This is a genomic window from Rhodoferax sp. AJA081-3 (genome assembly GCF_017798165.1).
Taxonomy (GTDB): Bacteria; Pseudomonadota; Gammaproteobacteria; order Burkholderiales; family Burkholderiaceae_C; genus Allorhodoferax.
Genome location: NZ_CP059068.1, coordinates 568,967 through 591,919 on the forward strand (window position 1 = coordinate 568,967; position 22,953 = coordinate 591,919).

The window sequence follows — 22,953 nt, forward strand, 5'->3', positions numbered from 1 at the left end:
GCTTTGTTTTTTGGGGTGCCTGTGGTTCAGCTAAGAAGCTTGAACAGCATGAAAAGCATCAACCCGAGCTGAGTGCTCCAAAAGGTCGCCCGCACCAACACATGCAACGGGCCAACACCCGCCAGGTGGGTCAGCGACTGGGCGATGCGGGCATACAACACCCAGGGCGCCAGAGCGGCAATGACTTCCAGACGGCCCGCGGCCGCTGCGCCCAGCACAATCACCGCAAACACCGGCAGGTTCTCCAGGCAGTTGGCATGGGCGTCCTGCAGGCGGTTGACAAAAGCTGCGTCACCCGCAGGCTTGGTGCCGCGCGGCCAGCTGTTGATGGGTGTGCCCGTCACAAAACGCAGACCACGGTACAAAAATACACCCAGGACCAGCAATGCGGTCCAGGCGGCAAAACCCAAAAGTGCTTGAATGGCTGTCATGCGCTGGAGTCCTTGTGCGTTAAAAAAACCGACCTTAACCGATCACCCAAGGGCTTTATATGCAAATCCAGAATAAGGAAATAGCTAAAAAATATTTTTCAATATAAGCAGGGAAGCCTACAGTCGCTCCCATGCATGAATTAGCGTTTGTCTTTGCGGGTTTTTTTGTTGGCGTTATCGTTGGTTTGACCGGCGTGGGCGGCGGCTCCCTGATGACGCCGATTCTGATCTTCTTCTTTGGCGTCAAGCCGTATCTGGCCGTCGGCACCGACCTGCTGTTTGCTGCTTTTACCAAGATGGGCGGCACCATCAAGCTGGCGCGCTCCAAGCACATCGACTGGCCCGTGGTGCTGAACCTGTCGGCTGGCAGCATCCCTGCGGCGCTGATCACGCTGTATGTTCTGCACACCATGGGCGCGGCCAGCCAGACGGTTCAAAAAGTCATGACCACCGCCCTGGGACTGGCCTTGTTGCTGACCGCTGCGGCCACGCTGTACAAGGTGGTGCGTGGCAAGGCCACACCCTCTTCCATCGCCAAAGGCGGAGAAGCCGCCGCAGCCCGCCCCCGCCACTGGAGCCTGCCCGTGCTGTTTGGCGCCATCATTGGCACGCTGGTCACGCTGACATCCGTGGGCGCAGGTGCCATTGGCGTCACCGTGTTGATGATTCTGTACCCCTTGCTGCCGCTGCCACGCATTGTGGCGGCCGACATTGCCTATGCTGTGCCGCTAACCCTGGTCGCAGGTTTTGGCCACGCATCGTTGGGATCGGTAGATTGGCCCATGCTGGTCAGCCTGTTGGCCGGCTCCCTGCCCGGCATCTGGGTGGGCTCACACCTGATGTCCAAGACACCCGAACGCGTCATCCGCTCCCTGTTGTCCGTACTGCTGGCCTACGCCGGTTTGAAACTCATCGCCTTGTAAAACCTTGCGGGGCTGACCAAAGTTACACGTAGTGAACTTTGCTCCGTTCCCAACCATTAAACATGTACCAATACACCGAATTTGACCGCCAATTTATCCGCAGCCGCGCCGCCCAGCACCGCGACCAGCTGGAGCGCAACCTGGCCGGCACCTTGAGCGACGATGAATTCCGCCCCCTGCGCCTGCAAAACGGCTGGTACATCCAGCGCTACGCCCCCATGCTGCGCGTGGCCGTGCCTTATGGCGAGTTGTCGGCCAAACAGTTGCGCGCCCTGGCCAAGATTGCCCGCGAATACGACCACCCCAGCAAGGAAGTTTTTGACAAGGCCATTGGCACCCAAGCCACCTGGGGCACGACCCACCTGCCCGTGGGCTACGGCCACTTCACGACCCGCCAGAACGTGCAGTTCAACTGGATTCCGCTGGAGAAAAGTGCCGACGTGATGGACCTGCTGGCCAGCGTGGACATGCACGGCATCCAGACCAGCGGCAACTGCATTCGCAACATTACCAGTGATGAGTTGGCCGGTATCGCGCCCGATGAGATTGCCGACCCCCGCCCATTCGCTGAAATCATGCGCCAGTGGACTACGCTGCACCCCGAGTTCGCGTTTCTTCCCCGCAAGTTCAAGATCGCCATCACCGGCGCAACCGAAGACCGCGCCGCCACCCACTGGCATGACGTGGGCCTGCACCTGATCAAGAATGCAGCCGGTGAACTGGGTTTCAAGGTGCTGGTAGGCGGTGGCATGGGCCGCACGCCCGTCATCGGCACAACGATCCGCGAGTTCCTCCCGTGGATGCAGATCATGAATTTCCTGGAAGCCGTGGTTCGGGTCTACAACCGCTGGGGCCGCCGCGACAACCTGTACAAGGCGCGCATCAAGATCCTGGTCAAGGCCGAAGGCCAGCGCTACATCGACGAGGTGGAAGCCGAGTACCAGCAGATCATCACCGTGGACGGCGCACCACACACCATCACCCAGGCCGAGCTGGACCGGGTCTCTGCATCATTTGTGCCGCCAGCCCTCGCCGAACGTGCACAAGCCGCTACCAAAACCGTAGCAGTTCCCGCGGACCGCCAAAAAGACTACGAACGTTGGCTCAAGCAAAACGTGGCCGCACACCAGAACCCTGCGCTGCGCGCCGTCACACTGTCCTTTAAACGCCTGGGCCAAGCACCGGGTGATGCCGATGCGGACCAGCTCGACACCGCAGCCGCCCTGGCCGACGAGTTCAGCGCCGGTGAAACCCGCGTCACCCACGACCAAAACCTGCTGCTGCCGTGGGTGCGCGCAGAAGACCTGCCCGCCCTGTGGGTGGCCGCCAGCCACGCTGGCCTGGCCCGCTCGAACGTGCGCCTGCTGACCGACATGATTGCCTGCCCTGGCGGCGACTTCTGCGGGCTGGCCAATGCCCGCTCCATCCCGATTGCTGCATCCATCACCGAGCGTTACCAGGACATGGACGAGTTGCACGACCTGGGCGAGATCGACCTGCACATCAGCGGCTGCATCAACAGCTGTGGCCACCACCACAGCGGCCACATCGGCGTGCTGGGCGTCGATAAAGACGGCAAGGAGTGGTACCAGATTTCGCTGGGCGGCTCCGACGGCTCGGCACTCTCTGGTACATCCGTGCCCGGCAAAGTTGTGGGACCATCGTTCAGCGCGTCCGAAGTGCCCTGCGTCATTGAAGCCGTGCTGGATACATTCCGCCTCAACCGCAATGGCCGCGAAACCTTTATCGACTGCGTGAAACGTGTCGGCTTCGACACCTTCAAGACTGCAGCCAACAGCGCCCGCCTGGCCGACAAACACGAAGACCTGCACGCCCTGCCCAAATCGGCAGGGTATGCCAAAGATGCACAGGAAGCCTGAAAACAGAATTCATTGCGGGACAGACCGCAGCGCGCAGCGCAAGCTCTGTCCTCAACTGACTAGGATCACTATGAAATTAATAGCTGCTCAATCACATTCCACGGGGGCTACAGGCCTAAAAGTCATAGAGCTTGCCAACGATGTGGACCCCCGCACGCTGGCACTGGACGGCGTCGACCGCATCGACCTGGTCTTCCCCAAGTTCACCGACGGCCGCGCCTTCAGCCAGGCCTTCCTGCTGCACCGCCGCCTGGGCTTCAAGGGCGAGATCCGGGCCACGGGCGACGTGCTGGTGGACCAGCTGGTGCAGATGCAGCGCAGCGGCTTTACCTCCGCCGTGCTGCGCGAGGGCCAGGACATGGCCGTGGCCCAGAAACAGCTGGACCGCTACAAGGCCTTCTACCAGGGTGACGCGGTCACCGTGCAACCCATCTTCGCCCGGGAAGCAACAGCATGAGCGCCATAGACCTGCACGCCCGCCCTTCCAAAGACTACGCCGCCAAGCTGGCCGAAACCACGGCCCTGCTGGTGAAGGCTGCGCAAGACTATGCGCCCGGCGAAGTGACCCAAGCCTCCAGCCTGGGCGCCGAAGACGTGGTTATCAGCCACATCCTCAACAGCCACCAGTTGGACATAGGCATTTTTGTGCTGGAAACGGGTCGTCTGCACCAGGAAACTCTGGCGCTGCTGGACCAGTTCAAAGCCACATCCCGCGCGCCGGTCACCGTCTACACGCCGGTAAACGAATCGGTGGTGCAGTTTGTGGCCCGGGAAGGCAAAGACGCGATGTACAAAAGCATCGAGCTGCGCAAGGCCTGCTGTGGCATCCGCAAGATGGAGCCCCTGGGCCGCGCCCTGGACGGCAAAAAGGCCTGGATCAGTGGCCTGCGCCGCGAGCAAAGCGGCGCCCGTGCCGACGTGCCGCTGGTGGACACGTCCGAGCCCCGCACCAAACTCAACCCCCTGGCCAACTGGACCTGGGGCGACGTGTGGCACTACATTGCCGAAAACGGCGTGGCCTACAACCCACTGCACGACGCGTTTTTCCCCAGCATTGGCTGCGAACCCTGCACCCGCGCCATCAGCCTGGGTGAAGATTTCCGCTCCGGCCGCTGGTGGTGGGAAGACGAAGCCGCCAAGGAATGTGGCCTGCATGTCAAACACGATGACGCCGGTGAAGACGCCGCCCCTGTATCCTCTTTGCTTTCCAGCCGAGCCCCCGCATGAACGCTATGACCGACACCTCGCATTTCAATTTACTCTCCAACCGCCACCTCGACGCGCTGGAGGAAGAAACCATCTTCATCCTGCGTGAAGTGGCCGCCGCCTTTGAGCGCCCCACGCTGCTGTTCTCGGGCGGCAAGGACTCGCTGGTCATGCTCAAGTGCGCCGAAAAGGCCTTTGGCGTGGGCCGCATCCCCTACCCGCTGCTGATGATCGACACCGGCCACAACTTCCATGAAGTGACCGATTTCCGCGACTTCCGCGCCAAGGAACTGGGCGCTGAGCTGATCGTGCGCAGCGTCGAAGACTCGATGGCGCGCGGCACCGTGCGCCTGGCCCACCCCGGTGAGAGCCGCAATGTGCACCAGTCGGTGACGCTGCTCGAAGCAATTGAAGAATTCCGCTTTGACGCGCTGATCGGCGGTGCCCGCCGCGACGAGGAAAAAGCCCGCGCCAAGGAACGCATCTTCAGCCACCGCGACAGTTTTGGTCAGTGGCAGCCCAAGGCCCAGCGCCCCGAGCTGTGGACGTTATTCAACACCCGCCTGCAGCCCGGCGAACACTTCCGTGTGTTCCCCATCAGCAACTGGACCGAACTGGACGTTTGGCAGTACATCGAACGCGAAAAGATCGCACTGCCATCGCTGTACTACACGCACAAACGTGACGTGGTCGAACGCAAGGGCCTGCTGGTGCCCATTACCGACCTGACGCCCGCCAAGGATGGCGAAACGGTTGAGAGCCGCGACGTGCGCTTCCGCACCGTGGGCGATATCACCTGCACCTGCCCGGTGGACAGCCTGGCCGCCACTGCGGCCGACATCGTGGTCGAGACGCTGGCGGCCGACGTCAGCGAACGCGGCGCCACCCGCATGGACGACAAAACGTCCGAAGCCTCCATGGAAAAGCGCAAGAAAGACGGGTACTTCTGATATGACAACCGCTACACAAACAATAGCTACACCCCTATATTCCGCGGGGGCTACAGGCCAAAATGGCTTAAACGGTGACACCCAAAGCGCCCTGCGCTTCATCACCTGTGGCAGCGTGGACGATGGCAAGAGCACGCTGATTGGCCGACTGCTGGTGGACAGCCGCTCCGTAATGTTGGACCAGTTGGCCAACGTCTCCAAAAGCGGCGAGGCTGATCTGGCCTTGTTCACCGATGGCTTGAGCGCCGAGCGCGAGCAAGGTATCACCATCGACGTGGCCTACCGCTACTTCGCCACGCCCACGCGCAAGTTCATCATTGGTGATGCACCCGGCCACGTGCAGTACACCCGCAACATGGTGACCGCAGCCAGCAGCGCCCACGCCGCCGTGGTGTTGGTGGATGCGACCAAGCTGAAATGGGATGTCGAGGGCCTGGTGGACCTGCTGCCCCAGACCCGCCGCCATTCGCTGTTGGTGAACCTGTTGCGTGTGCCCAGCATCATCTTTGCAGTCAACAAGCTGGACGCGCTGGGCGATGGCGCTGCCAAGGCATTTGCCAAGATCACAGAGGCCTTGCAGGCCTTCGCCGCACAGGCGGGCATCACCGTCACCGCCAGCATCCCGATGTCGGCGCTCAAAGGCCACAACGTGGTCACTGCGTCTGAAGGCTGGTGCGGCTATACCGGCCCCAGCTTGCTGGCCCTGTTGGAAACCCTGCCCGTGACCGCCGCCGAAACGGATGTTCCGTTTGCTTTCCCGGTGCAGTGGGTGGAAAAATTCCACGATTCCGCCGACACCACCCAAGGCCGCCGCGTGTTCTGGGGCCGTGTGGCCACCGGCACCGTACAACCCGGCGACACCATTTCGGTCTTGCCCAGCGGCCAGACCGCCAAGATCTCCCAGGTGCTGGACCACGCCCGCACGCCCAAGAACGTGGGCGCAGGCCACGGCGCCGGCATCGTGCTGGACCGCGAAGTGGATGTGTCGCGCGGCGACTGGCTGCTGGCATCGAACGACGCACCCAGCCACTTTGAGACGACGCGCGAGATCAAGGCAACGGTCGCCTGGATGGACGATGAACCCCTGGTTGCCGGCCGTGTCTACTGGGCGTTGCACGGCCACCGCTGGATCAAAGCCAAGGTCAAACGCATCGTCCACAGCCTGGACATCAACACGCTGGAAGAGCATGATGCAAGCCAGATCGAGCCCAACGCCATTGGCCACATCGAATTGGCCCTGCAGGAGCCCATCGCCGCCCTGCCCTACAGCCAGTCGCGCATCCTGGGTGCGCTGATCCTGGTCGACACCGCCAGCCACAAAACCTCAGGCGCCCTGCTCCTGAACTGAAAGACCCTTCCGGCGTACCCGTGCGACAGGAACCGTAAGCAATTGCCAATAAAATCAAGGGGTTGTTAATACCTCTGTGCCCTAGAAAACAAAATGACCCATACCGTCACCGAAGCCTGCATCAAGTGCAAGTACACCGATTGCGTCGACGTTTGCCCCGTGGATTGCTTCCGCGAAGGCCCCAACTTTTTGACCATCGACCCTGATGAATGCATCGACTGCGCGGTGTGTATCCCCGAATGCCCGGTCAACGCCATTTATGCCGAAGAAGACGTGCCCGCTGACCAGCGCCACATGACGGCCCTCAACGCCGAGTTGGCCAAGCTGCCCACCTGGAAAAGCATCACCAAGCGCAAGGCCGAATTGCCCGATGCAGACGAGTGGAAAGACAAGACCGGCAAGCTGGTGCACCTGATCCGCTGATCTGCCGTGCCCATGGCACCGCCGCCCGCCCCTGTCATAGAAACCGATGCGCTCATCATCGGCGCAGGCCCTGTGGGCCTGTTCCAGGTGTTCCAGCTCGGCCTGCAGGAGGTCAAGGTGCACGTTGTGGACGCTTTGCCCGGCCCCGGCGGCCAGTGTGCAGAGCTGTACGCCGACAAACCCATCTACGACATCCCGGCGCTATTAGTCTGCACCGGTCGCGAACTGGCGGACAAACTGATGGCCCAGATCGCGCCTTTTGGCGCGCATTTCCATTGGAACCAGGTGGTCACGGCCTTGCAGAAGCAGCCGGACGGCCGTTTTCTGGTGGTGACCTCCCAAGCCCAGCGTTTTCTGTGCAAATCCGTATTTATCGCGGCGGGTGTAGGCGCTTTTCAGCCACGCACCCTGCATGTGGACGGACTGGCCGCGTTTGCAGGCACGCAGCTGCTGCACAGCCTGCCGGATGCTGCAGTGTGTGCGAACCGAAACGTCGTGGTCTTCGGTGACGGCGATGCCGCACTCGAATCAGCACTAAAGCTCTGCGCAGCCCACGCCGACGGCCACCCCCACAAGGCCAAACGCGTCACCCTGGTGCACCGCCGCGATGTGTTCAGCGCCGCAGCGCCGACTGTGGAACGTTTCCGCACATTGGTGCAGCAAGGACACATCCATTTCGTGGCCGGCCAGGCACAGGGCATTGAGACCGTCAACGACCGCCTGACCGGTATCCAGATCCTGGACGCCGAAGGCCAGACGCGCACCCTGCCGCTGGAAATGCTGCTGGTGCTGCAGGGCCTGTCCCCCAAGCTCGGCCCCGTGGCCCAATGGGATCTGGACATGGAGCGCAAGCAGTTGCAGGTGGATACCGAGAAGTTCTCCACCAGCGAGCCTGGCATTTTTGCCGTGGGCGATATCAACACCTACCCTGGCAAGAAGAAGCTCATCGTGTGCGGCTTTCACGAGGCCACGCTGGCGGCGTTTGGTGCAATGCCTTTTATTGCGCCAGAAAAAAAAGTGATGCTGCAGTACACAACCACCAGTCCCAAGCTGCACAAGCTGCTGGGCGTGGCACCGCAGGTGCACGATGCAGCCAATGAATAAAAAATTCTGCAGTTTTTTCAAAAATCTGCGTGTCCCTTCAAAAACCAAAATTTCCACGCTATAATTTGAGGCTTCATTCCTCAATAGCTCAGTTGGTAGAGCGCCGGACTGTTAATCCGTAGGTCCCTGGTTCGAGCCCAGGTTGAGGAGCCAAATTTAAGAACCCACCATTGCAAGATGGTGGGTTTTTTATTTTCCGGGGCACACATGCACATCGACACATCCACCGCCGTCACCTCGCTCATCCAAGAGGGTGCACATCAGCTTGCAATACTGCGAGAAGACGCCAGTGAGGCCCACATCGCAGATCACATCCGCGGCATGGTTGCAGCAACCATGGGCCACCTGGCCAGCGACGTGTCAGACGCCACGCTGAAGAATGCGGAACAATGGCAAGGTTGGGCACTGGGTGTGGCCGACGGAATTTGATCGACGTGCAACAGGAGACACAACACATGTTTGACAAAAACGGCCAGTGGATACGCCTTGAAACCTATGACGACTTTGACAACGGTCTTTCCGACCTGATTGAACTGTGGTCCAGCACCGCAAAGTCGGCAACACAGGCCGTGAAGGACGCGGCGTTCGCACATTTCAAAGAAGACCTGGAAGCGGCAATCCTGCAATGGGAAGGCAACAAAGCCAAGTCCAAAAAGTATGCGGCCATTGCGCAAGAGCTGGCCGAATTTGAAGAAGTGTTGAAACAAGGCTAAGACCCTGCCCGATAGAGGCGCAGCGTGATTTGTTTCAACAAACCCTACGGGGTGCTCAGCCAGTTCACGCCGGAAGGGCAATGGCGCGGGCTTAAAGACTTCATACCCGTTCCAAACGTGTACGTAGCGGGCCGCCTGGATGCCGACAGTGAAGGACTGCTATTGCTAACGGACGATGGCAAACTCCAGGCACGGATTGCTGATCCGCGCTTCAAGATGGAGAAAACCTACTGGGTGCAGGTTGAGGGCATCCCCGACGAGGCTGCGCTGGTGGCCTTGCGCAACGGTGTGCAGCTCAAAGATGGTCCCACCCTGCCCGCCCGCGCCCGTGTGATGGAAACGCCACCAGGCCTGTGGGAACGCGTGCCACCGATCCGTGTGCGCCAGACCAAGCCCACCGCCTGGCTGGAGCTGGTTATCCGCGAGGGGCGCAACCGCCAGGTACGGCGTATGTCAGCTGCCGTGGGCTTGCCCACCCTGCGCCTGATCCGCGCCGCCATAGGGCCCTACACACTGGACGGGCTGTCTCCGGGGTCTTGGCGGGAACAAGCTGTCTAAAACAGAATCGCGCAACGGCATCCTGATCAGCGTTTTTTCTCGATCGGGTTGGCCGTCAGCCAGTTGGCAGGATAGGCCCGCATGAACTCCTTTGCTTTCTCTGGGCGAGCACTTAGCCAAGCGTCGACCGCCCCTTCGTTCAGAATCACCACCATGCGTTTTTCGTTGCCGGGCTGTTGGTAGCGGTGCATTAGCGCATGGCTATTGGCGCTGACGGTGAGCAGGGTGTAACTGGTGATGACTTCACCGTCCGCACCCGTCCAGCTTTCCCACAAGCCGGCCACACCCATGGGTTTGCCATCTACCCGGGCAATGCGGGTGGGTACGGCCTTGCCACTGCGCCAATCATCTTCTTGAAACGCCATCATCGGCACGATACAACGCTGCCCATTCATCCAGGCGTCGCGGAAGTTGTTGGATGTGGTCACGGTTTCTGACCGGGCGTTGGCCAACTTGGACGAGCGCAGCTTGGCTTCAGACGCCGACTTGACCCAATTGGGCACCAGGCCAAACTGGCCAGCCACCAGTTCGCGGGAAAGAATCTCGCGTGCGGGCTCCTCCACTTCTGTTACCTCTAGGGCGTGGGGTTTGCCCGCCCGAACAAAGACACCTGGTTGGCGTGGCCACACCTCGCGCCCCACCGGTGAAACCGGAGCCGCCACATGGAAGGCCTCTGCGTAGAGCGAGGCTATCTGAACGCTTTCGTAGCGGTCACTCATACGGCCGCTTCAAAACGCCCTCTCAAGTAGGCATTGATTGCCCCAGACTCGACCAGCCACTGGCTATTACCCGCGGTGTCGGTGATTTTCAGGCACGGCACTTTGGGCTGGCCCAGGCCACGCACCAATGCCGCTCGATGCTCCCCTTCCTTTTGCGCATCGCGGCGCTCAATGTTGAGGGACAGCCTGTGCATTTCTTTGCGGACCTTGATACAAAAAGGGCAGGTTTGGAACTGGTACAAAACAAGCTTGCTGCACTGCGCATCAATTTCCGCCTGCTGCGCAGGGGCACGCACGACACCCTTTGGGCGGCTGGCAATTTCCCAGATACGCATGACGGGGCCCAGCAGCAGCCGCACCGCTTTGAAAAATAGTCTGACAAAAGTCTTCATCTGGATAAATTGGGATTGGGGTGAGAGTAGCGTGCACGGATACCGCGGCCCGCTTTTACAGGGGCCCCATTGTCGCCTGCCGCTGGGGCCAACCCCTCACACGGATAATGGCCGCATGAGAATCAATTTGGTTACACCCTTCGCAGAGAAGGATGCCGCAAAAGCACTGGGTGCCCGTTGGGACGCCACCAAAAAGCTTTGGTACATCGTTGATGTGGCCGACCTGACACCGTTTTTACGCTGGATACCCGATGTGGACGCTGCGACGGCAGAAGCGGTTGAAGGCGTCGAACCTGTCAGAAGGTCTGCCGGGGTCATCACCACATCGAACCTCAAAATTCCGTCATGCGGGTGCAATGTGCACGCTTGGCAAGACTGTCCGCATAGCGGAAGTCAGGCGTAAAAAGGCCGGGCCTTCTTGCGAAAGCCCGGCCCTGTCAGTTAAGCCAATGGCTTAGTGGAACTGCTCTTCTTCAGTAGAACCAGTCAGCGCCTTGACGGAGGATGTACCGCCCTGGATAACGGTGGTCACGTCGTCGAAGTAACCCACGCCGACTTCCTGCTGGTGCGACACGAAGGTGTAACCCTTTTCGCGGGCAGCGAATTCGGGCTCTTGCACCATCTCGGTGTAATGCTTCATGCCTTCGCCTTGGGCGTATGCATGGGCAAACTGGAAGGTGTTGAACCAGTTGATGTGGATACCGGCCAAGGTGATGAACTGGTACTTGTAGCCCAGTGCGGACAGGTCTTCCTGAAAGGACGCGATCTGCGAGTCGGACAAGTTTTTCTTCCAGTTGAAAGAAGGCGAGCAGTTGTACGACAGCAGCTTGCCAGGGCAGGCAGCATGCACGGCTTGTGCAAATTCGCGGGCAAAGCCGATGTCTGGCACACCTGTCTCACACCACACCAAGTCGGCGTAAGGAGCGTAAGCCACGCCGCGGCTGATGGATTGCTCCAGGCCGTTCTTGACACGGTAGAAGCCTTCTTGGGTGCGCTCACCGGTGATGAAAGGCTTGTCGTTGGCGTCGTAGTCGCTGGTGATCAGGTTGGCGGCTTCCGCATCGGTGCGGGCCAGGATGATGGTGGACACGCCCATGGTGTCTGCAGCAAAACGTGCGGAGATCAGCTTCTCGATGGCTTCGCGGGTTGGCACCAACACCTTGCCACCCATGTGGCCGCATTTCTTCACGGCAGCCAACTGGTCTTCAAAGTGCACGCCAGCAGCGCCGGATGCAATCATGTTCTTCATCAACTCAAACGCGTTCAACACGCCGCCGAAACCGGCTTCTGCGTCGGCCACGATAGGCAGGAAGAAGTCGATGAATTCCTTGGAACCTGGCTCGATGCCACGGCCCCACTGGATTTCGTCGGCACGCTTGAAGGTGTTGTTGATACGGCGCACCATTGTGGGCACCGAGTCGTAGGCGTACAGCGACTGGTCGGGGTACATGGTCTCAGATGTGTTGCCGTCAGCGGCCACTTGCCAGCCCGACAGGTACACGGCTTCCAGACCGGCTTTGGCCTGCTGCATGGCCTGGCCCGCGGAGATCGCGCCGAAGGCGTTGACGTAACCCTTCTTGGCACCGCCGTTGACCTTTTCCCACAACTTTTCGGCACCGCGCTTGGCCAGCGTGTGCTCGATGTTCACGCTACCGCGCAGACGAACGACGTCGGCTGCGGTATAGCCGCGCTTGACGCCTTTCCAGCGGGGGTTGGTGGCCCAGTCTTTTTCAAGGGCTGCGATTTGCTGTTCACGGGTTTGAGTAGTCATGGAATCACTCCGTCGTAGTTAAAGGATTTCGGTGCCTGAAAGGCAGGCAGTGCAGTTCAAGCTGAGAACAATTGTAGTCTTATATAAGACATAAAACCATATCTTATGTCTTATAGATGACTAAAATATTATCCATACAAATCAATAGCTTAGCGGCTTCATTTCTCCATATGAACTGCAATAATTGCCATATGAAAATTATTCTGCCACTTCTGGTACCGATGCAGGAATCAGGCCAGGGTGGTATTCCTAAGCTGTGGGCCCATGCAAACTGCTTGTACACGCCAACTGTGACAATCAGCGCTCTGATCCCTTGCCAACTGTTGGGATAATGCCCCGTTTTTTACATTTAAGGAGTGCGCCGTGCTGTTGACCCTGGTCATCGTCTACTTGCTGATCACCATCGCCATTGGTCTCTATGCGGCCAAACGTGTCAAGAACACGGCGGACTTTGCCATTGCGGGCCGCAATTTGCCCCTGATCATGATCGTCACCACCACGTTTGCCACCTGGTTCGGGTCGGAAACCGTGTTGGGCATCCCAGCCAAGTTTGTCAACACCGGGCTCAATGGTGTGGTCGAAGACCCGTTTGGAGCCGGGACCTGCCTGATCCTTGTCGGCATCTTCTTTGCGGCCAAGCTCTACAAGATGAATCTGCTGACCATCAGCGACTACTACCGCGAGCGTTTTGGCCGCACGGTGGAAGTGTTGTGCTCCTTGATCATCATGTTGAGTTACCTGGGGTGGGTGTCTGCACAGGTGACCGCACTGGGCCTGGTGTTCAACCTGCTGTCTGGCGGCGCCATCAGCATTCCTATGGGCATGACGATTGGTGTGGTGTCCATCCTGGCCTACACCCTGTTTGGTGGCATGTGGTCGGTAGCAGTGACCGACTTCATCCAAATGATTATTCTGGTGGGTGGCCTGGCGATCATTGCGGTGTTTGCCGGCAACATGGCTGGCGGTGCAGACAAGGTGGTGTCGCTGGCTATGAGCAAAGACCTGTTCAAGTTTTTGCCAGAACCCTCGTTCAAGGACATTGTGTTTTTCCTCGCCGCTGCCATGACCATGATGCTGGGCTCCATTCCCCAGCAAGACGTCTTCCAGCGTGTGATGTCAGCCAACAGCAGCAGCGCCGCAACCAAGGGGCCAGTCATTGGTGGTGTGTGTTACATCCTGTTTGCCTTTGTGCCCATGTTCCTGGTGACCAGTGCGCTGATCATCATGCCGGAAAAAGCCGCGCTATTGCTGCAGGAAGACCCGCAGAAAGTATTGCCCGCCCTGGTCATGGAAAAAATGCCCTTTGTGATGCAGGTGCTGTTTTTTGGCGCGTTGTTGTCCGCCATCAAGTCCACCGCCTCTGCCACCCTGCTGGCACCCAGCGTCACCTTTGTCGAGAACATCTGGCGCCAGTTCATGCCCCGCATCAGTGACAAGCAAGAACTGCGCACCATGCGTATCACGGTGCTGATTTTCAGCGCAGCCGTGCTCATCTATGCCATCAATGCACAGGGCACACCCATTTACGAAATGGTTTCTGGTGCTTACCAAGTCACCTTGGTGGGCGCATTTATCCCGCTGGTGTTTGGCCTGTACTGGAAACGCGCCACCACCCAGGGCGCACTGTTCTCTATCGTGCTGGGCTTGTTGACCTGGGTACTGTTCCTTGCCACACCGGCTGGCGCTGAGTTTCCGGCACAGCTGGCGGGGGTACTCGCCGCGTTCCTGGGCATGCTGGTCGGGTCGCTGGGCCCCCAGGCTATCAAAAACGTACACGCAGGCCACCACAAGCTGCCAGGTCTGCACGGGTGATGCAGCCCAACAGCCGCTGGCTGGCCTATGGCAGTCTGGCCTTGAGCATGGCCCTGGTTGGCAGCTATGTCGCCCTGTCCAAACCCTTGGTCGCAGCGTTGTCTGTATTCCTGCTCGCCTGGCTGCGTTTTGGCATTGGCGGCGTGGCCATGCTGGGCTGGTTGAAGCGGGCGCCGCATGAGGCGCCCATGGACAGCACAACCAAACGCCTGCTGTTCCTCGAATCACTGGTGGGCAACTTCCTGTTCTCGATCGCCATGCTGTTTGGCGTCAGCATGACCACGGCTGTTTCGGCGGGTGTGATCATGTCCACCATACCGGCGGTCGTCGCGCTGATGAGCTGGGCCTTCCTGAAAGAGCGCATCGGTCTGCGGGTGTGGGCCGCCATTGTCTGCGGTGTGTTGGGTATTACCGTGCTGGCGCTATCAAAAGGAGAGCTAAACAGCGAGCAATCTCGGAGGCTAGGTGGCGATTTGACCAACAACACCATGCTGTGGGGCAATATTCTGGTGTTTGTCGCCGTGGTGTGCGAGGCGGCCTACGCCGTCATCGGCAAGAAGCTGACCGGCAGCGTGTCACCCAAACGCATTGCTGCGTTGATCAATGTGTGGGGGCTGGTTTTGATGACACCCATGGGGTTGTACGCGGCCTGGCATTTTGAGTTTTCTGCCGTCACACCCTCGCTGTGGCTGCTGCTGGTGTTTTACGCACTGGCGGCCAGCGTGTGGACGGTGTGGCTGTGGATGACGGGCCTGCAGACGGTGCCCGCCGCCCGCGCCGGAGTGTTTACCGTCATGCTGCCCATATCCGCCGCACTGGTCGGCGTATTCGTTTTGGGTGAAACGCTGAGCGGCATGCAGTTGGTGGCCTTTGGCATAGCGCTGCTGGGTGTGGTGCTGGCAACGCTGCCCTCGGGTCGAACCGTTACACCAGCGCCTTAGCGGCCACCACGATGCCGTCTTCATCGGCATACAGCCAGTCACCGGGTCGCACCCATACACCCTGCACTTGCACGGCCACATCCGCCTGACCTTGTTGCCGCTTCTCCGTAGGCATGGGCATGCTGGCCAGTGCCCGTATGCCCACCGCCTGCGTGGCCAGCTCTGCGGTGTCGCGCACACAGCCATCGATCACCACACCGGCCCAGCCATTGCGCGCCGCTGCTGCGCCCAGGTTGCCCCCCAGCAGTGCCTTGCGCAATGACCCACCCCCGTCCACTACCAGAACCTTGGCCACACGGCCCTGCGGCGTCTCCAGGTAGCCCGGTGAATCCACCGCGGCCTTGACCAAGGTGTTGTCCTCAAAACACTTCACGGTGACCACCGGGCCTGCGAACTTTTGCACGCCACCAAAGTCCCGAAACACCGGCGGCAAAACACGAAAATCACCAGTGGAATCACCCTTGTGGGCATCACACAGATCACAGGTCGCAAACGTCAATGCAATTGCAATCGCCATAGCTAGTCACTCCTTTTTGCCAAATAGGCCCATTCTCCAATGGAAAAAACAACATTTCCCAATGAAAAATTGATTTTTCCGCTGGATAAAGCCCCTTTTCTCCAGTAGCATCCGGGTACCAGCGAGGAGGCAGCTTTTCACTGGTGATTAATCAACTTCAAGAAGGACAATCAATCATGGCAACTGCAAAGAAAGCTCCGGCAAAAAAAGCGGCACCTGCTAAGAAGGCAGCCGCTCCGGCAAAGAAGGCAGCTCCTGCTAAAAAAGCAGCCGCTCCCGCCAAGAAAGTAGCCGCCAAGGCCCCAGCCAAGAAGGCAGCTCCCGCCAAGAAAGCGGCTCCAGCTAAAAAGGCCGCCGCCAAGGCTCCAGCGAAAAAGCGCACCGTGAATGCTGCATTCATGAAGGCTTTGACACCTAGCGCCGCATTGGCCGCTATCGTGGGCGCAAACCCACTGCCACGCACTGAAGTGGTGAGCAAGCTGTGGGCTTACATCAAGAAGAACAAGCTGCAAGACGCAGTCAACAAGCGCATGATCAATGCGGATGCCAAGCTCAAAGAAATCTTCGGCAAGATGCAAGTCTCGATGTTCGAGATGGCTGGCCTGATTGGCAAGCACCTCAAATAATTGACCACTGCGTCAACCTGAAAAGGCCGGTTCACCCGGCCTTTTTTACGTCTGCAACACAGGGAAAACCACTGCATGGTGCGATTTTTGCGTTGATAGAATTCGGCACCCCACGCACCACCCCGGTGCGGCCTATTTGTCTATACAAGCCCAAACCGCCCACCCATGCTGCGCTTTTTGTTCACGCGCTTGAGCCTGATCATCCCGACTTTTTTCGGCATGACCCTGGTGGCATTTTTCCTGATTCGCCTGGTACCCGGCGACCCCATTGAAACCTTGGCGGGTGAACGCGGCATTGACGCCGAACGCCATGCGGTTTTACTGAAGGAGTACGGGCTGGACCAGCCGGTCATCACGCAGTACGGCATCTACATCGCCAAGGTGTTGCAGGGTGATCTTGGCAAGTCCGTTATCACCCAAACGCCAGTACTCACCGAATTTGCGGCCTTGTTCCCCGCCACCATCGAACTGGCGCTGTGTGCGATTGTGTTTGCGCTCTTGATCGGCATACCCGCCGGCATCATTGCCGCCATCAAACGCAACACCATCCTGGACCATGGGGTGATGGGTGTATCACTAACCGGTTACTCCATGCCCATCTTCTGGTGGGGCCTGCTGCTGATTTTGTTCTTCTCGGTGCAGTTGGACCTGACACCGGTCTCGGGCCGCATTGCGGTGCAACACTTCATCGAACCCGTCACCGGTTTTCTGCTCATCGACACCTGGCTGGCCAACGACAAGGCGGCATTCTGGTCGTCGGTCAAGCATCTGATTCTGCCGACCATCGTCTTGGGCACCAACCCGCTGGCCGTGATTGCACGCATGACACGCTCTGCCATGCTGGAGGTCTTGGGCGAAGACTACATTCGCACGGCACGCGCCAAGGGCCTGCCCAGCTTTCGCATCGTGGCGGTACACGCGCTGCGCAATGCGCTGATCCCGGTCGTCACCGTGATTGGACTGCAGGTGGGGGTGTTGTTCACCGGCGCCATCCTGACCGAAACCATCTTCTCGTGGCCCGGTGTGGGCAAGTGGCTGATCGAAGCCATCAGCCGGCGTGACTACCCCGTGTTGCAAGGCGGCATGTTATTGCTGGGCGCCCTGGTCATGGCCGTCAATCTGCTGGTGGACGTGACCTACGGCATCATCAACCCCCGCATCCGCCACCAAAAATGACAACGTCACACGCTGTGGGTGCCCCGCTGCACCCCTTCAAAGAGTTCTGGAGCTACTTCCGCGCCAACCGCGGTGCCGTGGGTGGACTGCTGGTTGTGGTGGGCGTGCTGTTGCTGGCGGCTTTTGCCCCCTGGGTGGCACCCTACCCCCCCGATCTGACCGACAACACGGTGTTCCTGGTGCCACCGGCCTGGCAAACCGGGGGCTCGTCCGCCCACTGGCTGGGCACCGATGCCATTGGCCGTGACATTTTGTCGCGTCTGATCCATGGTGCGCGGCTGTCCCTGGCGATTGGTATTGCGGTTGTGGCGCTGTCCGTGGTGTTGGGCACCACACTGGGCCTGCTGGCGGGGTATTTCCGCGGTGTGTTTGAGATTGCGGTGATGCGCACCATGGACATCATCCTGACCCTGCCCAGCCTGCTGCTGGCCATTGTGATTGTGGCCATCCTAGGCCCTGGTTTGATGAACGCCATGCTGGCCGTCTCCGTCGTTGTGCTGCCCCACTATGTGCGCATCACCCGTGCAGCCGTCATCGCCGAGATGTCGCGCGACTACGTGACCGCGGTGCGCATGGGCGGCGCGGGGCATGGGCGCATCATGTTCAGCGAGGTGTTGCCCAACTGCACGGCACCACTCATCGTGCAAGCCTCTTTGGGCATCTCCACCGCCATACTGGATGCGGCCGCACTAGGCTTTCTGGGCCTGGGCGCACAACCGCCCTCACCCGAATGGGGCACCATGTTGGCTGATGCACGCGAGTTTGTGCTGCGTGCCTGGTGGGTCGTTACCTTCCCCGGGCTGGCCATACTGATCACCGTGTTGGCCTTTAATCTGCTGGGCGACGGCCTGCGTGATGCGCTAGACCCCAAGCTCAAACGCTGAAATATGGCCCCCACGTTCGGCACTAGCGTGTCCTCTCTGCCCCCCAAGGGGGCTAATTTTCCTTGGGGCGGCCCGGCGGAAAATTCACCCTCAAGAAGCTGTATTCAAAATGGCCCTGCTTGAAATTGAAAACCTGTCGGTGGAGTTCCCGTCACACAACGGCGTCATGCATGCGGTGGACGGTGTCAGTCTGTCGCTGGACGCTGGCGATGTGTTGGGCATTGTTGGTGAGTCCGGCTCCGGCAAAAGCGTCACCATGATGGCCCTAATGGGCCTGGTGGCCTACCCCGGCCGTGTCAAAGCCGACAAGCTGCGCTTTGATGGCCACGACCTGCTGACCCTGAGCGACCGCGAACGCCGCCGCCTGACAGGCAAAGATCTGGCCATGATTTTTCAGGACCCCACCACCAGCCTGAACCCGTGTTTTACCGTCGGCTTTCAGTTGGCCGAAACGCTCAAGCTACATATGGGCATGACCAAAGCCGCGGCCCGCAAACGCTCCATCGAACTGCTGGAGCAAGTAGGCATACCCGCACCCGAGAGCCGCCTGGGCGTCTACCCGCACCAACTCTCCGGCGGCATGAGCCAACGCGTGATGATTGCCATGGCCATTGCCTGCAACCCCAAGCTGCTGATCGCGGATGAGCCCACCACCGCGCTAGACGTGACCATCCAGGCGCAAATCTTGGACCTGCTGCGCAGCCTGCAAAAAGACCGCGGCATGGCCCTGGTGCTTATCACGCACAACATGGGCGTGGTCAGCGAAATGGCGCAACGCATTGCCGTGATGTATGCCGGCCAGATCATGGAGCAACGCGGTGCTGACACCTTGTTCACGACACCGCAGCACCCCTATACCGAAGCCCTGATGGCCGCCCTGCCTGAGCGAAACGACGGCCATTCACGCTTGGCCACCATCCCTGGCATGGTGCCGGGTTTGCATGACCGGCCCACGGGTTGCCTGTTTGCGCCCCGCTGCAGTTATGCAAATGACAGCCTGTGCCAGACCCGCCCTCCGCTGCGCGCCTGGCAAGACGGCGCTGTGCGCTGCCACTACCCGCTGGGTGACCCGGACCGCGCTTTGCACGCGCCCAAACATGCGGAGGTAGCAGCATGAGCACAGCGGCCGTGGTTACGGCCCAAGACCTGCGCTGCGTCTACCCCATCAGCCGGGGCCTGTTCAGCAAGCCCGACCTGCTGCAAGCAGTGGGTGGCGTGTCGTTCACCGTGCAGGCTGGCAAGACACTGGCCATCGTTGGTGAATCCGGTTGCGGCAAATCGACTCTGGCGCGTATGGTGACCCTGATCGAATCGCCCACCGGCGGCAGCCTGCAGCTCGGCGGCGTGGATGTGGCTAACGCGTCCAGCGATGAAAAACGAACCCTGCGCCAGAAGGTGCAATTGGTGTTCCAGAACCCCTACGGCTCGCTGAACCCCCGCAAACGCATTGGCCAGATTCTGGAAGCACCGCTGGAGATCAACACACAGCTCAACGCCCCACAACGTGCCGAGAAAGCCCGTGCCATGCTGGCCATGGTGGGCCTGCGGCCAGAGCACTACGACCGCTACCCACACATGTTTTCCGGCGGCCAGCGCCAGCGTATTGCCATAGCGCGGGCCTTGATGCTCAACCCATCCCTGGTGGTGGCAGATGAACCGGTGTCGGCATTGGACGTGTCTATACAAGCCCAGGTGCTGAACCTGCTGGCCGACCTGCAGCGCGATCTGGGCCTGGCCTATCTGTTCATCTCACACGACCTGGGCGTGGTGCGCCACATCGCCCACGATGTGTTGGTCATGTACCTGGGCCACACGGTGGAGCATGGCGAGAAAAATGCCATCTTCAGCCGCCCCCTGCACCCCTACACCCAGGCACTGTTGGGCTCTACACCGGGCTTGGCCGGCAGCGGGCCTGCTGCCCAACGCACGGTGCTCAAAGGCGAGCTGCCGTCTCCGCTCCATCCGCCGGTGGGTTGTGTGTTTTCTACCCGCTGCCCCCATGCCACCGCGCAGTGCCGCAGCGAGCGGCCTGCGCTGCAAGAGCTGCATGGCCGCCTGGTCGCCTGTTTTGAAGCGTCGCGCCTGGCTGCAATATGAACGCAAAAGCAGTAAGAACCCCAGTAAGCGCATACCGGTTACTGGCGTACCATGATTTCTTGGCAACCAGGCCACAAGCTTGGTTCAATTGTTGACACGGGGCGTAAGCCGCCCCATATTTTTTATGGAGTTTTCTTGATGACCACTTCTTTCCCGCGCACCAAGCTGCGTGCCAGCAAAGTTGCCATGTTGTGCGCTGTGGCGCTGCCTGCTTTGATGGCCATGGCACCCGCGGCCGCCAAGACCCTGGTGTATTGCTCTGAGGGCAGCCCTGAGAACTTCGCACCCAGCATCAACACCACTGGCACCTCGTTTGATGCAACGGAACAGATATACGACAACCTGGTCGAGTTTGAACGTGGCAGCACACAAATCGTGCCCAGCCTGGCCGAAAAATGGACCGTGTCCAAAGACGGCCTGGAGTACACGTTTCATCTGCGCAAGGGCGTCAAGTGGCACTCCAATAAAAACTTCAAGCCTTCGCGCGATTTCAACGCCGATGACTTTCTGTTCACCATGAACCGACAGTGGGTTGCGACCGACCCCTACTTCAAAGTCACCAGCTCCAACCACTCCTACTTCGACGACATGGGCATGCCCAAACTGTTGAAGTCCATCGACAAGGTCGACGACTACACCGTCAAGATCACCCTGAACAAGCCCGAGGCGCCCTTCCTTTCCAACCTGGCCATGCAGTTCGCAGGCATCCAGTCCAAGGAATACGCCATTGCCATGCTGAAGGCCGGCACACCCGAAAAGATCGACCAGGAGCCAGTAGGTACCGGTCCCTTTATGCTGGTGCAGTACCAGAAGGACGCCATCATCCGTTACAAGGCCTTCCCGCAATACTGGCAAGGCGCTGCCAAGATTGACGACCTGATCTTCTCCATCACACCCGATGCGTCGGTGCGCTGGGCCAAGCTGCAAAAGGGCGAATGCCATGTCATGCCCTACCCCAACCCGGCTGACCTGGACGCCATCCGCAAGGACCCCAATGTGACCGTGCTGGAGCAACCCGGCCTGAACGTGGGTTATCTGGCATACAACACGACCAAGAAGCCGTTTGACGATGTGCGTGTGCGCAAGGCACTCAACATGGCCATCGACAAGAAGGCGATTGTGTCGGCCGTCTACCTGAGCACTGGCATTGCGGCGACCAACCCCATACCGCCCACACAATGGTCGTACAACAAGTCCATCAAGGACGATGCGTTTGACCCCGCAGCGGCCAAGAAAGCACTTGCCGCCGCCGGCTACCCCAACGGCTTCACGACCGATCTGTGGGCCATGCCCGTGCAACGCCCCTACAACCCCAATGCCAAGCGCATTGCCGAGCTGATGCAGGCCGACCTGGCCAAGATTGGCGTCAAGGCCGAAATCAAGAGCTTTGAATGGGGCGAATACCGCAAGCGCATGCAAGCCGGTGAACACCAGATGGGCATGCTGGGCTGGACCGGTGACAACGGAGACCCAGACAACTTCCTGAACACCTTGCTGGGCTGCGATTCGGCCAAGACCAACGGCTCCAACGTGGCCAAGTTCTGTTTCAAACCCTTTGAAGACCTGGTGCAAAAAGCCAAGGTAGTCTCCAAGCCCGCCGAGCGCACCAAGCTGTATGAGCAAGCCCAGGTGATCTTCAAGGAACAAGCCCCCTGGTTCACCATTGCCCACGCGGTGCAACTGAAACCCGTGCGCAAGGAAGTGGTTGACTTCAAGCTGAGCCCGTTTGGGCGGCACACGTTTTATGGGGTGGATATGAAGTGATCAGTGGTTAGTTTTGCGTTTCTCAAAAAGTTTAGGCCGGTGTGAACCGGCCTTTTTTTGCGCGTTAGGCGTTTTGGGAAGACTGCTTCAGACACATAGCTGACTTTCAAAATCCCAGACAGCAATCATTCAACGCATCAGTTTTCTGCGCTTGTGGGGGAGTCCATTTGTGTAGTGTTATGCGGCACTTTTCCTGCCCCAATCTAATACATCAGTGGATTGCTTAACCCAAATAGCTTCAAGGTCCTGACCTGCGTTCGCTCCTGCGACTTTGGCTTCCGCCTCAGAGATGGGGATTGCCACTAACGGATAGATTGTCTTTGCGGAAAGAGAGAGCTTCGACATGGTGTTCCACTGAAAAGGTGCAGTGAACATCACGTGAGGAAGCTCTGTACCAGGGACGTACATCCTCACTACGTCGTGGAAAACGACCCCCGGCGCTACGTTCCAACAGTCCTTCATCACACAAAAGGCAATTGTGGAGAGAACGTTTGAGATTCTTTCATCATGGCCTCTCTGATCCATGATGATTTCAGAGTAGATCTCGACACCCGGCTTGTCACTCTGATTGATCTCCATTAAGCCAACAGTAGCGGCAACTATTCCATCGCTATTCGAACTTGAAAAGATGTGAATTTTGTTGGCGTTCGCCTCATCGTAGTACGCGGTAACTGAGGTGTTGCCGCCAACGAGTTGCCGCATGTGCTTCGCCCACTCT

27 protein-coding genes and 1 tRNA gene are annotated in these 22,953 nt (G+C 59.3%); 22 read left to right on the forward strand and 6 right to left on the reverse strand.

The window, feature by feature from the left end; translation table 11 throughout:
• Positions 1-26: 26 nt before the first annotated feature.
• On the reverse strand, positions 27-431 hold the full coding sequence (locus tag HZ993_RS02615) for an MAPEG family protein (protein ID WP_209395725.1): 405 nt from the start codon (positions 429-431) through the stop codon (positions 27-29).
• Positions 432-562: 131 nt separating this feature from the next.
• Here HZ993_RS02615 and HZ993_RS02620 point away from each other — a divergent pair, with 131 nt between their 5' ends.
• The 12 genes from HZ993_RS02620 (at position 563) to HZ993_RS02675 (ending at position 9,536) form a co-directional block, all read left to right on the forward strand.
• Positions 563-1,354: a sulfite exporter TauE/SafE family protein gene (locus tag HZ993_RS02620; RefSeq protein WP_209395726.1), complete on the forward strand. Its 792-nt coding sequence runs from the start codon at positions 563-565 to the stop codon at positions 1,352-1,354.
• 62 nt (positions 1,355-1,416) lie between these two features.
• Positions 1,417-3,234: a nitrite/sulfite reductase gene (locus HZ993_RS02625; protein ID WP_209395727.1), complete on the forward strand. Its 1,818-nt coding sequence runs from the start codon at positions 1,417-1,419 to the stop codon at positions 3,232-3,234.
• A gap of 70 nt (positions 3,235-3,304) precedes the next feature.
• On the forward strand, positions 3,305-3,691 hold the full coding sequence (locus HZ993_RS02630) for a DUF934 domain-containing protein (protein WP_209395728.1): 387 nt from the start codon (positions 3,305-3,307) through the stop codon (positions 3,689-3,691).
• Entirely contained in the window at positions 3,688-4,461 is a 774-nt protein-coding gene (locus HZ993_RS02635) for a phosphoadenylyl-sulfate reductase (protein ID WP_209395729.1), read from the forward strand. The genes HZ993_RS02630 and HZ993_RS02635 overlap by 4 nt, the downstream gene beginning before the upstream one ends.
• On the forward strand, positions 4,458-5,390 hold the full coding sequence (cysD, locus tag HZ993_RS02640; RefSeq protein WP_209395730.1) for a sulfate adenylyltransferase subunit CysD: 933 nt from the start codon (positions 4,458-4,460) through the stop codon (positions 5,388-5,390). Before HZ993_RS02635 ends, cysD begins: the two co-directional genes overlap by 4 nt.
• Position 5,391: 1 nt before the next feature.
• Positions 5,392-6,738 (forward strand): sulfate adenylyltransferase subunit 1, encoded by a 1,347-nt coding sequence (locus HZ993_RS02645; protein WP_209395731.1) that lies wholly within the window; start codon positions 5,392-5,394, stop codon positions 6,736-6,738.
• Between the two features lie 93 nt (positions 6,739-6,831).
• Positions 6,832-7,161, forward strand: coding sequence for a ferredoxin FdxA (gene fdxA, locus HZ993_RS02650; protein WP_209395732.1), 330 nt, complete (start codon positions 6,832-6,834; stop codon positions 7,159-7,161).
• A 12-nt stretch (positions 7,162-7,173) separates the two neighbouring features.
• Positions 7,174-8,265, forward strand: a complete 1,092-nt coding sequence (locus tag HZ993_RS02655) for an NAD(P)/FAD-dependent oxidoreductase (protein ID WP_209395733.1) — start codon at positions 7,174-7,176, stop codon at positions 8,263-8,265.
• Positions 8,266-8,342: 77 nt separating this feature from the next.
• A tRNA-Asn gene (locus HZ993_RS02660) sits at positions 8,343-8,418 on the forward strand.
• Positions 8,419-8,472: 54 nt separating this feature from the next.
• A complete protein-coding gene (locus HZ993_RS02665; RefSeq protein ID WP_209395734.1) occupies positions 8,473-8,694 on the forward strand; it encodes a hypothetical protein in 222 nt (73 codons plus the stop codon).
• A gap of 26 nt (positions 8,695-8,720) precedes the next feature.
• Positions 8,721-8,978, forward strand: coding sequence for a hypothetical protein (locus tag HZ993_RS02670; protein WP_209395735.1), 258 nt, complete (start codon positions 8,721-8,723; stop codon positions 8,976-8,978).
• A 24-nt stretch (positions 8,979-9,002) separates the two neighbouring features.
• A complete protein-coding gene (locus tag HZ993_RS02675; protein WP_209395736.1) occupies positions 9,003-9,536 on the forward strand; it encodes a pseudouridine synthase in 534 nt (177 codons plus the stop codon).
• A 26-nt stretch (positions 9,537-9,562) separates the two neighbouring features.
• Here the strand turns inward: HZ993_RS02675 and HZ993_RS02680 are convergent, their stop codons facing one another.
• The gene (locus HZ993_RS02680; RefSeq protein WP_209395737.1) at positions 9,563-10,255 is read right to left on the reverse strand and encodes an SOS response-associated peptidase; all 693 of its coding nucleotides are present in this window, start codon (positions 10,253-10,255) and stop codon (positions 9,563-9,565) included.
• Entirely contained in the window at positions 10,252-10,449 is a 198-nt protein-coding gene (locus tag HZ993_RS24260; protein ID WP_245213947.1) for a hypothetical protein, read from the reverse strand. The genes HZ993_RS02680 and HZ993_RS24260 overlap by 4 nt, the downstream gene beginning before the upstream one ends.
• On the opposite strand from HZ993_RS24260, the gene HZ993_RS24265 reads away from it, so the two are divergent.
• Entirely contained in the window at positions 10,393-10,629 is a 237-nt protein-coding gene (locus tag HZ993_RS24265) for a hypothetical protein (RefSeq protein WP_245214026.1), read from the forward strand. The two genes, HZ993_RS24260 and HZ993_RS24265, sit on opposite strands and share 57 nt — an antisense overlap.
• Positions 10,630-10,762: 133 nt before the next feature.
• A complete protein-coding gene (locus tag HZ993_RS02690; protein ID WP_209395739.1) occupies positions 10,763-11,050 on the forward strand; it encodes a DUF5710 domain-containing protein in 288 nt (95 codons plus the stop codon).
• Between the two features lie 51 nt (positions 11,051-11,101).
• Here the strand turns inward: HZ993_RS02690 and aceA are convergent, their stop codons facing one another.
• Positions 11,102-12,418 (reverse strand): isocitrate lyase, encoded by a 1,317-nt coding sequence (gene aceA / locus HZ993_RS02695; RefSeq protein ID WP_209395740.1) that lies wholly within the window; start codon positions 12,416-12,418, stop codon positions 11,102-11,104.
• 363 nt (positions 12,419-12,781) lie between these two features.
• Between aceA and HZ993_RS02700 the strand changes: the two genes are divergently transcribed.
• A complete protein-coding gene (locus HZ993_RS02700) occupies positions 12,782-14,230 on the forward strand; it encodes a sodium:solute symporter family protein (RefSeq protein WP_209395741.1) in 1,449 nt (482 codons plus the stop codon).
• Positions 14,230-15,171 (forward strand): DMT family transporter, encoded by a 942-nt coding sequence (locus HZ993_RS02705; RefSeq protein ID WP_245213798.1) that lies wholly within the window; start codon positions 14,230-14,232, stop codon positions 15,169-15,171. Before HZ993_RS02700 ends, HZ993_RS02705 begins: the two co-directional genes overlap by 1 nt.
• Here HZ993_RS02705 and rraA read toward each other — a convergent pair.
• Positions 15,155-15,688, reverse strand: coding sequence for a ribonuclease E activity regulator RraA (gene rraA, locus HZ993_RS02710; protein WP_209395742.1), 534 nt, complete (start codon positions 15,686-15,688; stop codon positions 15,155-15,157). The two genes, HZ993_RS02705 and rraA, sit on opposite strands and share 17 nt — an antisense overlap.
• 176 nt (positions 15,689-15,864) lie before the next feature.
• Here rraA and HZ993_RS02715 point away from each other — a divergent pair, with 176 nt between their 5' ends.
• From HZ993_RS02715 to HZ993_RS02740, 6 genes are all read left to right on the forward strand, one after another.
• Entirely contained in the window at positions 15,865-16,314 is a 450-nt protein-coding gene (locus tag HZ993_RS02715) for an SWIB/MDM2 domain-containing protein (RefSeq protein ID WP_209395743.1), read from the forward strand.
• A gap of 165 nt (positions 16,315-16,479) precedes the next feature.
• Positions 16,480-17,490 carry an ABC transporter permease subunit gene (locus tag HZ993_RS02720; RefSeq protein WP_209395744.1) on the forward strand — a complete coding sequence of 337 codons (1,011 nt, stop codon included), beginning with the start codon at positions 16,480-16,482 and terminating at the stop codon, positions 17,488-17,490.
• Positions 17,487-18,374, forward strand: a complete 888-nt coding sequence (locus tag HZ993_RS02725) for an ABC transporter permease subunit (RefSeq protein ID WP_209395745.1) — start codon at positions 17,487-17,489, stop codon at positions 18,372-18,374. The genes HZ993_RS02720 and HZ993_RS02725 overlap by 4 nt, the downstream gene beginning before the upstream one ends.
• 109 nt (positions 18,375-18,483) lie before the next feature.
• The gene (locus tag HZ993_RS02730; protein WP_209395746.1) at positions 18,484-19,491 is read left to right on the forward strand and encodes an ABC transporter ATP-binding protein; all 1,008 of its coding nucleotides are present in this window, start codon (positions 18,484-18,486) and stop codon (positions 19,489-19,491) included.
• Entirely contained in the window at positions 19,488-20,471 is a 984-nt protein-coding gene (locus tag HZ993_RS02735; protein ID WP_209395747.1) for a peptide ABC transporter ATP-binding protein, read from the forward strand. The genes HZ993_RS02730 and HZ993_RS02735 overlap by 4 nt, the downstream gene beginning before the upstream one ends.
• 138 nt (positions 20,472-20,609) lie before the next feature.
• Positions 20,610-22,235, forward strand: coding sequence for an ABC transporter substrate-binding protein (locus tag HZ993_RS02740; RefSeq protein WP_209395748.1), 1,626 nt, complete (start codon positions 20,610-20,612; stop codon positions 22,233-22,235).
• A gap of 177 nt (positions 22,236-22,412) precedes the next feature.
• On the opposite strand, the gene HZ993_RS02745 is transcribed toward HZ993_RS02740, so the two are convergent.
• Complete coding sequence (locus HZ993_RS02745) at positions 22,413-22,937, reverse strand: suppressor of fused domain protein (protein WP_209395749.1); 525 nt, start codon at positions 22,935-22,937, stop codon at positions 22,413-22,415.
• Positions 22,938-22,953 lie beyond the last annotated feature (16 nt).

What these genes read in the sequence shown, in the direction of transcription:
- HZ993_RS02615 (WP_209395725.1), bottom strand. Translation starts at nt 431, where the DNA reads ATGACAGCCATTCAAGCACTTTTGGGTTTTGCCGCCTGGACCGCATTG.
- HZ993_RS02715 (WP_209395743.1), top strand. Translation starts at nt 15,865, where the DNA reads ATGGCAACTGCAAAGAAAGCTCCGGCAAAAAAAGCGGCACCTGCTAAG.
- HZ993_RS24260 (WP_245213947.1), bottom strand. Translation starts at nt 10,449, where the DNA reads ATGCACAGGCTGTCCCTCAACATTGAGCGCCGCGATGCGCAAAAGGAA.
- HZ993_RS02705 (WP_245213798.1), top strand. Translation starts at nt 14,230, where the DNA reads ATGCAGCCCAACAGCCGCTGGCTGGCCTATGGCAGTCTGGCCTTGAGC.
- HZ993_RS02690 (WP_209395739.1), top strand. Translation starts at nt 10,763, where the DNA reads ATGAGAATCAATTTGGTTACACCCTTCGCAGAGAAGGATGCCGCAAAA.
- HZ993_RS24265 (WP_245214026.1), top strand. Translation starts at nt 10,393, where the DNA reads ATGCTCCCCTTCCTTTTGCGCATCGCGGCGCTCAATGTTGAGGGACAG.
- HZ993_RS02665 (WP_209395734.1), top strand. Translation starts at nt 8,473, where the DNA reads ATGCACATCGACACATCCACCGCCGTCACCTCGCTCATCCAAGAGGGT.
- HZ993_RS02635 (WP_209395729.1), top strand. Translation starts at nt 3,688, where the DNA reads ATGAGCGCCATAGACCTGCACGCCCGCCCTTCCAAAGACTACGCCGCC.
- HZ993_RS02620 (WP_209395726.1), top strand. Translation starts at nt 563, where the DNA reads ATGCATGAATTAGCGTTTGTCTTTGCGGGTTTTTTTGTTGGCGTTATC.
- HZ993_RS02645 (WP_209395731.1), top strand. Translation starts at nt 5,392, where the DNA reads ATGACAACCGCTACACAAACAATAGCTACACCCCTATATTCCGCGGGG.
- HZ993_RS02730 (WP_209395746.1), top strand. Translation starts at nt 18,484, where the DNA reads ATGGCCCTGCTTGAAATTGAAAACCTGTCGGTGGAGTTCCCGTCACAC.
- HZ993_RS02625 (WP_209395727.1), top strand. Translation starts at nt 1,417, where the DNA reads ATGTACCAATACACCGAATTTGACCGCCAATTTATCCGCAGCCGCGCC.
- HZ993_RS02655 (WP_209395733.1), top strand. Translation starts at nt 7,174, where the DNA reads ATGGCACCGCCGCCCGCCCCTGTCATAGAAACCGATGCGCTCATCATC.
- cysD (WP_209395730.1), top strand. Translation starts at nt 4,458, where the DNA reads ATGAACGCTATGACCGACACCTCGCATTTCAATTTACTCTCCAACCGC.
- fdxA (WP_209395732.1), top strand. Translation starts at nt 6,832, where the DNA reads ATGACCCATACCGTCACCGAAGCCTGCATCAAGTGCAAGTACACCGAT.
- HZ993_RS02745 (WP_209395749.1), bottom strand. Translation starts at nt 22,937, where the DNA reads ATGCGGCAACTCGTTGGCGGCAACACCTCAGTTACCGCGTACTACGAT.
- HZ993_RS02680 (WP_209395737.1), bottom strand. Translation starts at nt 10,255, where the DNA reads ATGAGTGACCGCTACGAAAGCGTTCAGATAGCCTCGCTCTACGCAGAG.
- rraA (WP_209395742.1), bottom strand. Translation starts at nt 15,688, where the DNA reads ATGGCGATTGCAATTGCATTGACGTTTGCGACCTGTGATCTGTGTGAT.
- HZ993_RS02720 (WP_209395744.1), top strand. Translation starts at nt 16,480, where the DNA reads ATGCTGCGCTTTTTGTTCACGCGCTTGAGCCTGATCATCCCGACTTTT.
- HZ993_RS02725 (WP_209395745.1), top strand. Translation starts at nt 17,487, where the DNA reads ATGACAACGTCACACGCTGTGGGTGCCCCGCTGCACCCCTTCAAAGAG.
- aceA (WP_209395740.1), bottom strand. Translation starts at nt 12,418, where the DNA reads ATGACTACTCAAACCCGTGAACAGCAAATCGCAGCCCTTGAAAAAGAC.
- HZ993_RS02670 (WP_209395735.1), top strand. Translation starts at nt 8,721, where the DNA reads ATGTTTGACAAAAACGGCCAGTGGATACGCCTTGAAACCTATGACGAC.
- HZ993_RS02735 (WP_209395747.1), top strand. Translation starts at nt 19,488, where the DNA reads ATGAGCACAGCGGCCGTGGTTACGGCCCAAGACCTGCGCTGCGTCTAC.
- HZ993_RS02740 (WP_209395748.1), top strand. Translation starts at nt 20,610, where the DNA reads ATGACCACTTCTTTCCCGCGCACCAAGCTGCGTGCCAGCAAAGTTGCC.
- HZ993_RS02630 (WP_209395728.1), top strand. Translation starts at nt 3,305, where the DNA reads ATGAAATTAATAGCTGCTCAATCACATTCCACGGGGGCTACAGGCCTA.